Origin of the sequence: Mesorhizobium alhagi CCNWXJ12-2, assembly GCF_000236565.1 — a bacterium.
Lineage (GTDB): Bacteria > Pseudomonadota > Alphaproteobacteria > Rhizobiales > Rhizobiaceae > Allomesorhizobium > Allomesorhizobium alhagi.
The window spans coordinates 30,843-44,272 of record NZ_AHAM01000223.1 but is presented as its reverse complement, the minus strand read 5'-3'; the positions used below and the strand labels follow the sequence as shown (position 1 = coordinate 44,272).

The 13,430-nt window shown below is 60.8% G+C and carries 12 protein-coding genes; 11 read left to right on the top strand and 1 reads right to left on the bottom strand.

Going from position 1 to position 13,430, the window contains the following annotated elements; translation table 11 throughout:
• The 8 genes from MAXJ12_RS25240 to MAXJ12_RS25210 form a co-directional block, all read left to right on the top strand.
• Nucleotides 1-718, top strand: a 718-nt coding sequence (locus tag MAXJ12_RS25240) for a HEPN domain-containing protein (protein WP_008838899.1), incomplete at its 5' end; no start/stop codon positions are given.
• Between the two features lie 857 nt (nt 719-1,575).
• Complete coding sequence (locus tag MAXJ12_RS25235; protein ID WP_139044034.1) at nt 1,576-1,803, top strand: hypothetical protein; 228 nt, start codon at nt 1,576-1,578, stop codon at nt 1,801-1,803.
• 720 nt (nt 1,804-2,523) lie between these two features.
• Nucleotides 2,524-3,240: a Crp/Fnr family transcriptional regulator gene (locus MAXJ12_RS25230; RefSeq protein ID WP_008838897.1), complete on the top strand. Its 717-nt coding sequence runs from the start codon at nt 2,524-2,526 to the stop codon at nt 3,238-3,240.
• 303 nt (nt 3,241-3,543) lie between these two features.
• Nucleotides 3,544-4,326: a helix-turn-helix transcriptional regulator gene (locus tag MAXJ12_RS25225; protein WP_139044038.1), complete on the top strand. Its 783-nt coding sequence runs from the start codon at nt 3,544-3,546 to the stop codon at nt 4,324-4,326.
• Between the two features lie 712 nt (nt 4,327-5,038).
• Nucleotides 5,039-5,188: a hypothetical protein gene (locus tag MAXJ12_RS37770; protein WP_008838895.1), complete on the top strand. Its 150-nt coding sequence runs from the start codon at nt 5,039-5,041 to the stop codon at nt 5,186-5,188.
• A 529-nt stretch (nt 5,189-5,717) separates the two neighbouring features.
• Nucleotides 5,718-7,088, top strand: a complete 1,371-nt coding sequence (locus MAXJ12_RS25220) for a glutamate-1-semialdehyde 2,1-aminomutase (protein WP_008838893.1) — start codon at nt 5,718-5,720, stop codon at nt 7,086-7,088.
• 44 nt (nt 7,089-7,132) lie between these two features.
• Nucleotides 7,133-8,194 carry an NAD-dependent epimerase/dehydratase family protein gene (locus MAXJ12_RS25215; RefSeq protein ID WP_008838892.1) on the top strand — a complete coding sequence of 354 codons (1,062 nt, stop codon included), beginning with the start codon at nt 7,133-7,135 and terminating at the stop codon, nt 8,192-8,194.
• A 15-nt stretch (nt 8,195-8,209) separates the two neighbouring features.
• The gene (locus MAXJ12_RS25210) at nt 8,210-9,532 is read left to right on the top strand and encodes a DUF4910 domain-containing protein (RefSeq protein ID WP_008838891.1); all 1,323 of its coding nucleotides are present in this window, start codon (nt 8,210-8,212) and stop codon (nt 9,530-9,532) included.
• On the opposite strand, the gene rfbC is transcribed toward MAXJ12_RS25210, so the two are convergent.
• Nucleotides 9,529-10,068: a dTDP-4-dehydrorhamnose 3,5-epimerase gene (gene rfbC / locus MAXJ12_RS25205; RefSeq protein ID WP_008838890.1), complete on the bottom strand. Its 540-nt coding sequence runs from the start codon at nt 10,066-10,068 to the stop codon at nt 9,529-9,531. The two genes, MAXJ12_RS25210 and rfbC, sit on opposite strands and share 4 nt — an antisense overlap.
• Nucleotides 10,069-10,423: 355 nt before the next feature.
• Here rfbC and MAXJ12_RS25200 point away from each other — a divergent pair, with 355 nt between their 5' ends.
• Genes MAXJ12_RS25200 through MAXJ12_RS25190 form a run of 3 tightly spaced genes read left to right on the top strand, consistent with a single transcriptional unit; the run spans nt 10,424 to nt 13,181 of the window.
• Nucleotides 10,424-11,719 (top strand): class I SAM-dependent methyltransferase, encoded by a 1,296-nt coding sequence (locus tag MAXJ12_RS25200; protein ID WP_008838889.1) that lies wholly within the window; start codon nt 10,424-10,426, stop codon nt 11,717-11,719.
• The gene (locus tag MAXJ12_RS25195; protein WP_008838888.1) at nt 11,716-12,531 is read left to right on the top strand and encodes a sugar phosphate nucleotidyltransferase; all 816 of its coding nucleotides are present in this window, start codon (nt 11,716-11,718) and stop codon (nt 12,529-12,531) included. The genes MAXJ12_RS25200 and MAXJ12_RS25195 overlap by 4 nt, the downstream gene beginning before the upstream one ends.
• A complete protein-coding gene (locus tag MAXJ12_RS25190; protein WP_008838887.1) occupies nt 12,528-13,181 on the top strand; it encodes a PIG-L deacetylase family protein in 654 nt (217 codons plus the stop codon). Before MAXJ12_RS25195 ends, MAXJ12_RS25190 begins: the two co-directional genes overlap by 4 nt.
• The last annotated feature ends 249 nt before the right edge of the window (nt 13,182-13,430 follow it).

Here is a 13,430-nt window from a genome sequence, read left to right as displayed (position 1 = left end):
CAGCGATTTCGACATTCTGGTGATCGTCAACAACAGCAAGCTCAGTGATTTCGAGTACTGGTATAAGGCGAAGGATCGACTGGTCCGCGACCGGGCCATCAAGACCCCGACCAGCTTCATCGTGCACAGCCGCCGTTTCGTCAACACCGCCCTGCGCCAAGGGCAGTATTTCTTCAGCGATATCCATCGCGAAGGGATCGTGCTTTATGAACTGGATGAAGAGCCGCTGGCCGAGCCGAAGCCGCTGACCCCTCGCGAGGCATACGACGCGGCAGAGGGGAATTTTAGTATTAAGTTGTCGGGTACTAAGCGCTGGTTGGAGACCTTTGAGTTCCAACTCGCCAGATCGCGGGCAGACAGCGAGTGGAGAAAAGATGCGGCCTTTGCGCTTCATCAAGCGATCGAACATGCCTACGCGACCGTACTCCTGGTCCTTACCCACTACAGCCCACCTTCGCACAAACTGATGTTCCTGCGGGCACTGGCGGAGGACCAGGATCGACGGCTGACTGCAGCGTGGCCGCGAGAACAGCAACGCCACCGTGCCTGGTTCAACACGCTGAACGAGGCCTACGTCAAAGCCCGGTATTCCAGGCACTACGCCATCAGCGAGGAAGCGCTCGCTTGGCTGGGGGAACGCACAGCCGAACTCCATAGGCTCGTGGAACAGGTTTGCCTAGATCATCTGGCGCGACTGAAAGACAGTTCGGACCAGTAGTGCGCGCCTTGCCTCCACCCCACCCCTACCTCACTCGGGTCCGATGCTGCCCGTCCCGGCACGAATTTCACGTTTTCGAGGGCGCAGACGAAGCACCGCCGCCCTAACACATCGTCAAACGAGGTGGCGAGAGCGAGCGGCGGGCTTGCGCTATCCTGAAGGTCGTCCGTCGTCGGTTCGGTTACGAGCGGGGAGAACTGACGACGCCGCGATTCGTGAGTAAATTCGTGCCGTGGCGCCGGTGCTTCGGTCCCGCTTGGCATAGTCGGGCGGGATCAACCGCACCTCGTGACCGAGTGCTGCGAACCAGCCGCCCAGTCACGGAAACCGCGCAGCCGCACGCTTCAAGTCCCGGCCAGACTCGCAGGCTGCTTCTCGTCTCGCAAAACCGCAGCACCTCGGCGCGTCGGAGCTTCCGGCTAACGAGTGAAGAACCGTCGGCGCGCCGTGGATCTGAAAAGCGGCTTGGCCAAATCCAGCCTATGCTCGAAAATAAGCTTCACGGGAAGGGCATTTTGTGGCCGTGAAATAACGACCACATCTCAGCGCTCTGATTTAGGAGTTGCGGGCTGTTCCACCTCACCAAACGAGAGGGCATCCGGCAAGCCCAGCCCGGCTCAATGCAATTTGTCGGCTCCATGCTTCAAAAGGCGGATTTCCCGACAGAACGGGGGTGGATCGCACGGACAGGCAGCCAAAAGAACAGTGCCGATCTGCGACATTAAGTTCCTGTAGTCTACGGATGGCGCCGCTTCCATTTGCAAAAACCTATGCTACGTTCGGCGCGTGCTAGAACGAAGTGGGGCGCTAACTGGCAAGCCGAAGCGTTCCTGCACTTTCTGAGGGAGGGTGCCTGCATGTCTGGTCTGATTGGACTGCGCGTCATTGGGCCGAAAGAACTCAGAAAAATGCTGGAAATTTACGAGCGGGCTTGCCAGGTGAAGGCGAACCTGCCGGAGACCCATATTGCAAGCATTGCCGCCAACAGGTTGATTGCCGCCTTTGACGGCAATGCCGAGCCAGGTGAGACCGAGCATCTCTCCCGAAAGTGGTTGGTCCAGGCTGCGCCGCAAGGCAACGCCTGAATCCCGGACCCAAAAATGCGCATCGCCACATCTGCCCTGGCCGCGGTAAATGGCGGCCCTTGGGTACGGTTTTCCAAGAGCTTTTGAATTGTCGCGACTGACCGGTAGCACGCTGACGCCTGCTCCCATACGATCCCGGCCAGGCCCGAACACGATCGTTTGGCCCGCAGGGTCGTGACCCTTCTCTTTGCCGCTTGAACGATCGAACCGTCGTGACGACCCGCTGGTTCACAATCCAAGAAGTGGCAGGCCGCGCCAAGCCGTCATAGCTGCCGCACCGCCACGCCGTAGTTTCTAGGAAGGGTGTCTGAGAGCCTTGGACGGCTCAGCTCAGGAGTCGCTCGGGGCGAAGCTGAGCCAAGCCGCGATAGGGGAGCCGCTGGGCGGGTGGGGCGACGGCCCCCCTATCCTGCCCCTCAAGAGTGCGGACAGGCCGCATGAGCAATTTTCACGCGAGCGCAGGGATAATCGACCTGCCCCCAATATTCCGTCAACGAACTTTTGGAGGTAACATCCGCTCCCGTGACAGATGGGGGGTGCGTCATGGCTTGCCAAATTGGATGAGGAGCGGGTAAAAATATCCGTAAATAGAAGATTCACTAAGCCAATGGTATGATGTCTCCCGCAAAGGCAGTACTGGGGCACAGGGGATGGTTATCTGGTTCTTCTAAGTAATCTATCGTAAGTTGTGCTTCTGGCGGGACGAATTACAGCTTTTCCATGCACAATCAAACACTGCTTCAATTCATAAAATCGCATCCTATTGGCGCGTCTTTGACGCGGGACGAAAGCGAGCCCTACTCATTTTTGAAGCTTGTCGCGAAGGAGTACAAGGCGCATTCGATTGTCAGCCGCCAGGGTGAAGTCGACACCAGGATCTTCATCGTGCAATCCGGATGGGCGTGCCTGCAGCGCGGCCTGCAAAATGGCGATCGCCAGATAATCGATACGCCTCTCAGGGGTGATATAATCGGCGTAAGAGCCGTCGACGGCCCCAGCATCGCCACCCTGTCGGCAATATCGGATTTGTCGCTTTTCGAAATTCCCAGGCGCGCCCTTGCCAGCGCCACGCTCCTTCACAGGCCTCTGGGCAACATGCTCACACGCGCGATCGCTCGCCAGAACTCGATCCTGACAGAACATCTGATGAACACCGGACGACGCAACGCCATGAGCCGCACCGCTCACTTTCTCCTCGAAATGGAGGAGCGGCTCTCGGCTTACGGCCTGGCATCGGGCGGGCGGTACGAATGCCCTCTCACTCAGCAGGAACTTGCAGACATCCTCGGATTGACGCCCGTACACGTAAACCGGACTCTCGGAGAGTTGCGAAAGTTGGAAATGATTTCTTTCAAGGCCGGCTGGGTTGAGGTGCTCAGCAGAAAAAAACTCGTGGCGCTTGCCGGCTTCGACAAGGAATACCTGCGGTTGATGTAATTCGGCATGGATGCCGCCGAACTTTCTGCAGCCGGCGCAAGACAATTGTACGCTTCCTAACACCATGGAACTATTTTTTGGTAAGTTAACCTATGTTAACGAAAAGTTTTGGCTTTTACATACTCTAGGGGTCTGGTTCTCGCCCTGCGGAAGCGAAGGGCCAAAAAGAAACTACCGCTGGGGCGGAAGTTGCCCAAAGCGCTCGCATACGGGTGGGGACTGCAACTTTCTCTCTAGGCTTTTTTTGAAGGGGCTCTGAACGGTCGCCTGGTGGCGATCTGCGTGGAAAGGGTGGGTATTTGTATGACTTCCGTTACAGGATTATACGACTCAAGTTCACAACAGGGGAATGCAAGGGACGGTGCTGGCCCCACGCGGTCCGGTTCGCCGATTGACCCTGGACCCGGAGCATGGGCCGAGACCCTGCTCATCATCGACAGCCGAGCGCTGGACCGGGAATGCCTGGCGAAGGCGCTGATCGATCACGACCTTGGTATGGATGTGGGCGCCATGAGCTCGGTCGAGCAGTGGCGCGCCAAGAAAGCTTCGCATCCGCCTCTGGGCGCGGTCCTTTTCAACCTTGGCGGCCGAAAGGTCACCGATGCCGGGATTTCGGACGAAATCTCGCGAATCGCCGCTGAGTTCCGAGCGGTGCCCGTTGTCATACTGGCCGATACGGACGACCTGGGACAGATTTTGAGGGCACTGGAATGCGGCGCGCGCGGCTACATCCCGACTTCGGTCGGAATCGACGTGTGCGTGGAGGCGATTGGCCTTGCTGTGGCAGGAGGCATTTTCGTTCCGGCCAGCAGTGTCCTTGCCATGCGGCACCTGCTGGACACCGGCGGGCGCGAAACACCGACGCTCACCGGAATGTTCACGATCCGGCAGGCGGAAGTGGCTCAGGCGCTGCGGCGGGGCAAGGCCAACAAGATCATCGCCTATGAGCTGAACCTGCGGGAAAGCACGGTCAAGGTCCACATCCGCAACATCATGAAAAAGCTGAAAGCGACGAACCGGACCGAGGTCGCCTACAAGATCAACGACCTTTTCCCGCCGGAGGTGAATTCTTCGTCTGCAGTCTGATCGCCAATGACAATCTCACATCCGCCATCGGGGAATTTCGGTGGCGGATGATGAGCGCACAATCGCCAAGCAGCGCTTCGTCAATGCGCCTGTCGGGTTGCGGTCGTCTCGTTTCGCGTTCACAGCCAGAGATAAGGATGGCCCGCTGCCATCCCGCCCCAGTGGCGGGATGGTCGGGCGCGCTCCTCGACGGCAAAGTCCTTGTCCAGACCTGCCTGCTATATGCGATAGTGGCCGGCTCGCGGCCGGGCGGCGAATCCGACGCTTGGCCAAGGCGCCTGCACGCTGGCTGACAGTTGATCACAGAATCCGCAAATCGAAGGCTCGCCGGGGAGAATTTCCCCGCCCGTCCCGGCGAGCCTCACGCCCCTGACGATGCAGGGGCGCTGGCCGGCGCTGGCGGCGCCGACTGCTCAAGCCATGCAAGTCGCATGCCCTTCATCATGGCCCAGAATGGAACAGGCGATAGCGACAGCGCCGTTCGTTTGCCGCCGATGGCGAGATTGCCATGGCTTTTGGATCGCTCACCGCAAAGACCCTGCTCACCGTGTGACATGCTTCACGGACAAATGCCCCCTTCCCGCGACAATGTTCGGCATTGGACCCGCGCCGCGGGCTAAGGTCGTCGCAATCGCCGTTGCTGTCCCAGCCGCGGTCCAGAAACGCTGCGTGGCGCGCGTCCACAGTGCAGGGCGATCGGTGGAATGGGATCATGATGCGTCAAACCGATACAATGGACCACAGCCGCAAAGTCGAGCGTCGTCTCGAGGCGCTGGAAAGGGCCGGTGTGGTCCTGCAGTGTCTGTCGTGGCTGCTGCTGGTGGCCGGAGCCGTTCTCGCGCTGATCGGGATGTTTTCGTGACGGTGGCGTCGCAGATGCCGAACCGGCTTCATCAACAAGAGCACCTTTACATGGACAAGAGCATATACGAGGCAAGATGGATTCTTGCGCCGGCAATAGGGTTGTGGATCTTTGGGTCCTTCATGGGCAATCTCTTGAGCTGACGAAAAGACCGGCTGCCGACGTCGTTGTTCAGGCAATTGGGGTTGGTCTCGAACGCCACGTCCGGACTGGCCGACGCTGCTTGAGCCGTCCTTTGTGGAGCAAAGGCAAAGCCGCCGTTCCAGGTCCCGGGCACGGCCGCCTAGGGGCTTGGCCGGGATTAGTGGCAAAATCGCGCTCGCCGCTGTTCCTGAATCTGAACTGAAGGCGGCCTGGAGGGCAAGGCCTCCAGGAGGGTCGGATAGTTCAAGCTCGTCACGGCTTCGACCGTGCAGGACGGTCTCGGCCAGGGCCGACATACGCCCTTTGAGCGAGGCGGCGTTGACCTTATTGGGAGCGCGAATTGCAGCTGTGAACATGTAAACTCCAGGCGAACAGGTGGGGTCGCATGTCTGAACATCTTGGCAAGTTCATCAAGTCACGGCGGGTGCAGGAGAAGGCGCGCATCATACACGCGGGCCCCAGCCATACCTACGCCAAGGGCGAAGACCAGTATCCCGTGCTGGCGCCCGGTTTCATCGAGCGCGGCCTCGGCTGCCATGTCTGGGACGTCGACGGCAACGAATACATCGAATATGGCATGGGCAACCGCGCGGTCGGGTTGGGCCATGCCTATCCGACAGTGCTCAGGGCGGTTGAGGCAGCGCTTGGCGGAGGCTGCAATTTCACCAGGCCTGCTCGAATCGAGATCGACTGCGCCGAGACATTCCTGGACCTTGTTCCAGGCGCCGAAATGGTGAAATTCTGCAAGGACGGATCCGACGCGACGTCTGGCGCGGTGCGCATTGCCCGGGCCTACACCGGACGCGACCTCATCGCCTGCTGCGCAGATCACCCCTTCTTTTCGACTGACGACTGGTTCATCGGAACCACCGCAATGAACGCCGGCATACCCGAGACGGTGCGGCGGCTGACCTTGACCTTCCGCTACAACGACATAACCAGCGTCGAGGAATTGTTTGCCAGAAACCGCGGCAAGATCGCGGGTCTTATTCTCGAGGCGGCGCGCGCCGACGACCCGCAAGAAGGGTTCTTGCACGAAGTGCATCGCCTTTGCCGCGAGAATGGCGCTTTGCTCATCCTGGACGAGATGATCACCGGGTTTCGCTGGCACGCCGGCGGCGCGCAGAAGGTCTATGGGATCGAGCCCGACCTCTCCTGCTTCGGCAAGGCGCTGGCGAACGGTTTTTCGGTATCGGCGCTGGCCGGAAAACGCGAATACATGCGGCTGGGCGGACTGGAGCACACCGACCGGCCGCGGGTGTTCCTGCTGTCGACGACCCACGGCGCCGAAACCCATTCGCTGGCCGCGGCCATTGCCACGATGCGCATCTACCGCGACGAGCCCGTGATAGAGCATCTCTATCGGCAAGGCGCCAAACTGAGAGACGGCGTCGAGGATGCGGCCAGAAGGCACGGCCTCTCCGACCACGTCAAACCGGTTGGCCGGCCCTCCTGCCTTGCGTTCACCACGCTCGACGCCGGGAAACAGCCATCGCAGGCTTTCCGCAGCCTGTTCCTGCAGGAAACGATCAGGCGCGGCGTGCTCATGCCGTCCCTCGTCGTCAGCTACGCCCACGACAACGAGGCGATCGCGCGGACAATCGAGGCCGTCGACGGGGCGCTGGCCATCTATGCCCGGGCGCTCGACGGCGGCGTCGAACGGTTCCTTGTCGGCCGTCCCTCGCAGCTGGTCTTTCGTCGCTTCAATCGCGCCGACGAGCCGGCGCAAATCATTCCGATCGCCGTCAACACGTAAGCGGCGGTTGTACTGTAAGCCAACAACGTCAAAAGAGGTGTGCGATGAAAGTTCTGGTCACAGGCCATCAAGGCTATATCGGTTCGGTGATGGTTCCGATGCTTTTGCAGGCGGGTCACGCCGTAACCGGCTATGACAGCGATCTTTACCAGCGCTGCACCTATGCCGCCGGCGGCAAGCAGGCTTCCGTTCCTTCGATCCGCAAGGACGTCCGGGATGTCGAGCCTCACGACCTCGAGGGCTTCGACGCCGTCATTCATCTGGCGGCGCTCTCGAACGATCCGCTGGGCAATCTCGACCCGGACCTGACCTATGAAATCAACCACAAAGCAAGCGTCCGGTTCGCCCGCGCGGCCAAGGCCGCGGGCGTGGCGCGCTTCCTTTACGCTTCCTCCTGCAGCAATTACGGCCTTGCCGGCGAGGACATCATCGATGAAACCGGCGGGCTGAACCCGGTGACGCCCTACGGCTGGTCCAAGGTGCTTTCGGAACGCGATATCGCCGAGCTGGCCGATCGCGACTTCTCGCCGGTCTATTTCCGCCCGGCCACCGCCTACGGCCTGTCGCCGCGGCTTCGCTTTGACATTGTCTTGAACAATCTTGTCGCGTGGGCGGTCACCGAAGGCGTCATCCTGCTGAAATCCGACGGCAGCCCGTGGCGGCCGATCGTCCACATCGAAGACATTTCGCGCGCCTTCATCGCCGGCCTCGAGGCGCCGCGCGAAAGCATCCACAACCAGGCCTTCAATGTCGGCCAGACCCCCCACAACTACAGGATTCGCGACATCGCCGAGATCGTTGCGAGCGTGGTTCCCGGCTGTCGGCTCGAGTTCGCGCCGGATGCGGGTCCTGACACACGCTCCTACCGCGTCAGCTTCGACAAGATCGCCCGCGTCCTTCCCGCCTTCAAGCCGCAATGGGACGCCCGCAAGGGAGCCGAGCAGCTCTTTGCGGCCTATCGCAGCTCCGACCTTACGCTCGAGGAATTCGAGGGCCCGCGGTTCCAGCGCATCGGCCACATCAAGCATTTGGTGGCCAGCGGTCTTTTGGATGCGCGCATGCGGTTTTGCGAGACCTCCCGGACCCTGGAGGCGGCTGCGAGCTGATCGGGCATGGAGCATATGAAGCCCGACGGTTTCAATCCATCGCCGCCTGACGCCGGTGTCGGCGACGACATCTACGCCTTGGCCGAACGGCTCTTCCCGATCTGCAGGAGCATCACCGGAAACGGCGTGCGCCAGACATTGGATATCCTGTCGGGCCACGTCGGACTGGAACGGCGCGAGGTCGCCACCGGGACGCAGGTGTTCGACTGGACGGTGCCGAGGGAATGGAACATCCGCGCCGCGCGCATCACCGGGCCCGACGGGCGTGTGATCGTGGATTTCGCGGACTGCAACCTGCACGTCGTGAGCTACAGCGCGCCGTTCAACGGAACGTTGTCGCTACAGGAGCTGAAGCGGCACATCCACACCCTGCCTGAACAGCCGGAGCTCATCCCCTACCGCACCTCGTACTATGCCGAGACCTGGGGCTTTTGCATGGCCCACAACCGGCTGGCCGAATTGCCCGACGGTCTTTATCGGGTGGAGATCGATTCCGAGTTCAAGGACGGAAGCCTGACCTATGGCGAATACCTGCACCGAGGGCTCACGGACCGGGAATTCCTCCTGTCCGCGCATATCTGCCATCCATCGCTGGCCAACGACAATTGTTCCGGGCTGGCGCTGCTGGCGACCATTGCCCGCCACCTCAGGTCCAGACGGACCCGCTACAGTTACCGGTTCTTGTTTGCGCCTGGAACGATAGGATCGCTGGCCTGGCTGGCGCACAATGAAGCGGGCACCGGCCGCATCGACCATGGCCTTGTCGTGTCTTGCGCGGGAGACGCCGGCGGTCCGACCTACAAGCGCAGCCGCCGCGGCGACGCCTACATCGACCGGGCCATGGCTCATGTGCTCAGCCGCGAAAGCAAAGCCACATTGCTGGACTTCTGGCCCTACGGCTATGACGAGCGGCAATTCTGCTCGCCGGGCTTCAATCTTCCCGTTGGCATGTTCCAGCGAAGCGCCTTCGGCACGTTCCCGCAGTACCATACCTCGGCCGATGATCTCCAATTCATCCGGCCCGAGCACCTGGCCTCCTCCTTCCGCATCCTGATGGACGTCATTGACATCGTGGAGGGGGACTGGACGCCGTTGAATCTCTTCCCCAAGGGCGAACCGCAACTCGGCCGGCGCGGCCTTTATGCCGCGCTCGGGGGGGAGACGTCGACGGGGCTGAGTTCGATCGCGCTGCTATGGGTGCTGAACCTCGCCGACGGGAACCATTCGCTGCTTTCGATGGCGGAGCGCTCGGGGTTGTCGTTCACCGAGATTGCGGCGGCCGCATCGCTCCTGGCCGAGCACGGCCTGCTTGCCGATGCAGCCTTCGCGACGGCCTAGCAGACCAGCTTTGCAAGCAGCGGCCAGGCACGATCCTTGGTTGAGATCGTGGTGGGCATCAGCGGCCAATTGATCGAAAAGGCAGGATCGTTGTAGCGAACGCCGGTCGAGGCGTGGGGCGTGTAGAATTGCGAGATGAGATACGACACCTCCGCATTATCGCTCAGTGTTTGGAACCCGTGAGCAAAGCCGGCCGGGATATAGACTTGCCTCATGTTTTGCGGCGTCAGCTCGAACCCGATCCAGCGGTGGCGGGTTAGCGAATCCGGCCTCAGATCGATGACCACGTCGTAGATGGCGCCGCTGATGCACGAGACGATCTTCACCTCGCCATAGGGTTCCTGCTGATAGTGCATGCCGCGCAGCGTGCCCTTTTGGGCCGAATGCGATCGGCTGTGCTGGACAAAGCGGGTCGCAAGCCCGCAATCGGCCAGTTCCTTTTCGCAAAAGATCCTGGTGAAGGATCCGCGATCATCCAGTATCGGCCTCGGCTCGATCAGCCAGACGCCGCTCAGTTCCGTTTCGGTAAACTGCACGCCCTCACCTCGTCGCAGAAGGGACCGGGATCGGCGATTTTCGCACTTGCCGCAAAAGCAGAAAGATCGACCTAAGCATAAGCGCCACTGGCCGATTGTCGTAGCCGTTCAAGCCGCGTTCACCCTTTTGGCGCGTTTGGTGAAAATGCCGAGCGCGCCCGCATCCTTTCGGTTTGCGCCCGTTCTCCTCCCCTGCCCTATGGGATTACCGGCCACGCCGGATTGGCAAATCGAACCGGGTCTGCGGCGGCTCTAACCTCGCAACTGACGCAAGCACAAGCAACGCGGCAGGCACGGGGTTCCCCCAGCGCCCCGCGTTCCCAATCAAGGCCTACAGCGGGGACTGGAGCATAGGATGAACATTCAGGCTGTCGACATCGTTCGCGACCCTCATGCGGTGCGGCGGACTTACGGGTGCAGGCTTTGCGGCTCGCGCCTACGCCATACCTTCGTCGACCTCGGCATGTCGCCGCCTTGCGAAAGCTTCCTGCAGGCCGACCAGATCGACCAGATGGAGCTTTACTTTCCGCTTCACGTGCAGGTGTGCGAAGCCTGCTTCCTCGTCCAGCTCAAGGAATATATGACCCCTGAGACGATCTTCAGCGAATACGCCTACTTCTCCTCCTTCTCGACGAGCTGGGTCGCTCACGCGAAGGCCTATTGCGAGTCGATCACAAAGCGCCTTGGCCTCGGTCCCGACAGCCTCGCGGTCGAACTGGCGAGCAATGACGGCTATCTGCTGCAGCACTTCCTTCCGCTCGGCATCCCGGTGCTCGGCGTCGAACCGGCCGCCAATGTAGCGCGCGCCGCGATCGAGAAGGGCGTGACCACCCGCGTCGACTTCTTCGGCGTGCGCCTGGCCAGGCAGATGATGACTGAGGGACTGGGCGCCGATCTCATCATCGGCAACAACGTCCTGGCGCAGGTGCCCGATCTCAATGATTTCGTCGCCGGGATCAAAATCCTGCTGCGGCCGGAGGGCGTCGTCACGCTCGAATTCCCGCATATCGAGCGCCTGATCGCGGAAAACCAGTTCGACACCATCTATCACGAGCATTTCTCGTATTTCTCGCTGCTGACGATCGATCTGATGGCTGTCCGCCACGGGTTGAGGCTGATCGATGTGGAGGAGCTGCCAACCCATGGCGGGTCGCTTCGCGTTTACCTGGCGCATGACGACAGCGCCTGGCACACCAATGACAGCGTCGTTGATCTTCTCGCCCGGGAGCGGCGAAACGGCTTCGCCGATATATCCACCTATGCCACCTTCGCCGCCAAGGCGCAGCGCGCCAAGCACGACCTGCTGGCCTTCCTGATTTCGGCCAAGAACGAGGGCAAGCGGATTTGCGGGTACGGCGCCCCGGGCAAGGGCAATACGCTTCTCAACTACTGCGCGATCGGCACCGATTTCCTCGACTTCACCGTCGACCGCAACCCCTACAAGCATGGCCGCTTCACGCCGGGCATGCACATTCCAATTCGTCCTGTGGAGGCCCTCGACCAGGCCCAGCCGGATTACATCCTGATCCTTCCGTGGAATCTGAAGGACGAGATCATCCAGCAGATGCGCCATGTCGCCGCCTGGGGCGCCAAATTCATCGTGCCCATTCCTTTCGTCACCATCATCGATCCGGCGGAGCTTCCAAGATGAAAGTCGTTCTGTTCTGCGGCGGGCGCGGGACCCGAATCCGCGATTATTCCGAAACCATTCCAAAGCCGATGATCCCGCTCGGTCAGCAGCCGATCTTGCGGCACGTCATGCAGTGGTACAGCGATTACGGGCACGACGAATTCGTGTTGTGCCTGGGTTACAAGGCCACTGTCATCAAGGAGTTCTTCCTGAACACCCGGCCACAGACCTTCGCCGACTGCGTCGTGTCGGGCGGCGGCAGGGACGTCCAGCTCCTCAATGAGGCCGACAAGGACTGGCGGGTGACGCTGCTCGACACGGGCATCTGGCGAAACATCGGAGAGCGCCTGTGGGCCGCGAAGGACCACGTCAAAGGCGAAAAGATGTTTCTGGCCAACTACAGCGACGGGCTGACCGACGTCGACCTTGAGGACGTGATCGCCAAGTTCGAAGCCAGCGGCAAGATCGGCTGCTTCCTCGCCGTGCGGGCGCCGCTGACCTATCACCTGGCCGACATCGCCGAGGATGGCCGCGTTCGCGAGTTTCGCACGACGGACACTTCGGAGATTTGGATCAATGGCGGCTATTTCGTGTTCCGGCCCGAAATCTTCGACTACATGCGCGACGGCGAAGAGCTGGTGCTTGAACCCTTCACGCGCCTCATCGCAGACAACATGCTGATGGCGTACAAGCACGAGGGTTTCTGGCGCTCGATGGATACGCTGCGCGACTGGCAGTCGCTCGAAGACATGGTCGAAAAGGGCGACATGCCCTGGAACGCGAAGGTCACCGCCGAGAGAAACAGGCGCAATGTCGTGATGGCCGCGTCATGAGGAGCCTGTCTATTGCAGGCAGCGGGGAGGAACTCTCCCTGCTCCTGCTGGGCGCTCATTCGGACGATATCGAAATCGGCGCGGGCGGCACGATCCTCAGCCTGATCGCGTCAGGGGTCAAGCTGAACGTCCACTGGTGCGTCCTGAGCGCCGGTGGCCAGCGCACCGCCGAAGCCACCGCCTCGGCCGAAGCCTTCCTGCAGGGCGCAGGACAAAGCGCGATCGAGGTCGCCGAATTCGAGGACAGCTACTTTCCCTCCCAGAGCCGCTCGATCAAGCGCTGGCTGATGGAACTGAGGGCTCGCGTCGAGCCCGATGTGGTGTTCACCCATGCGCGTCTCGACGCGCACCAGGATCACCGCGAGGTCAACCAACTGACCTGGAACGTGTTTCGCGATCATTTGGTGGTGGAATACGAAATCCCGAAATGGGATGGCGACCTTTGCCAGCCAAACGCCTACGTTCCGCTCACCGCCAACATATTGGAAAGGAAGATCGACCTGCTTCATACGCATTTTGGCACGCAGCGCTCAAAGGACTGGTTCGACCGCGAAACATTTCGGGGTCTGGCGAGGTTGCGCGGAATGGAGTGCCGGGCGCCTGAGCTTCACGCGGAGGCGTTCGTGCTCAGGAAGGCCCGGCTTCTTTAGCCGGATGAGTTCCGACTGAACGGGGGCGACATTCGCAGCTGCGGTGTCAAGCTATACTGAAAGATGAGATGTTTGCCGTAATTTTATGAAAACAAAGACGTTTTCTACAAGCAATACGACGTGGCTGCGTCGCTAAGTCAGCGGGACCTTCGCCGGGATCCGGAATAATACGGGCGGCATATTGAACTGCCGGAATGATGGGGGTATCAAGTTTTTGTTACTGCCTTCGTGCATAGAAATTTTCCGCCT

Coding starts and splice junctions, on each gene's coding strand:
- MAXJ12_RS37770 (WP_008838895.1), top strand. CDS start 5,039: ATGATGCGTCAAACCGATACAATGGACCACAGCCGCAAAGTCGAGCGT.
- MAXJ12_RS25230 (WP_008838897.1), top strand. CDS start 2,524: ATGCACAATCAAACACTGCTTCAATTCATAAAATCGCATCCTATTGGC.
- MAXJ12_RS25190 (WP_008838887.1), top strand. CDS start 12,528: ATGAGGAGCCTGTCTATTGCAGGCAGCGGGGAGGAACTCTCCCTGCTC.
- MAXJ12_RS25210 (WP_008838891.1), top strand. CDS start 8,210: ATGAAGCCCGACGGTTTCAATCCATCGCCGCCTGACGCCGGTGTCGGC.
- MAXJ12_RS25220 (WP_008838893.1), top strand. CDS start 5,718: ATGTCTGAACATCTTGGCAAGTTCATCAAGTCACGGCGGGTGCAGGAG.
- MAXJ12_RS25215 (WP_008838892.1), top strand. CDS start 7,133: ATGAAAGTTCTGGTCACAGGCCATCAAGGCTATATCGGTTCGGTGATG.
- MAXJ12_RS25225 (WP_139044038.1), top strand. CDS start 3,544: ATGACTTCCGTTACAGGATTATACGACTCAAGTTCACAACAGGGGAAT.
- MAXJ12_RS25200 (WP_008838889.1), top strand. CDS start 10,424: ATGAACATTCAGGCTGTCGACATCGTTCGCGACCCTCATGCGGTGCGG.
- MAXJ12_RS25235 (WP_139044034.1), top strand. CDS start 1,576: ATGTCTGGTCTGATTGGACTGCGCGTCATTGGGCCGAAAGAACTCAGA.
- MAXJ12_RS25195 (WP_008838888.1), top strand. CDS start 11,716: ATGAAAGTCGTTCTGTTCTGCGGCGGGCGCGGGACCCGAATCCGCGAT.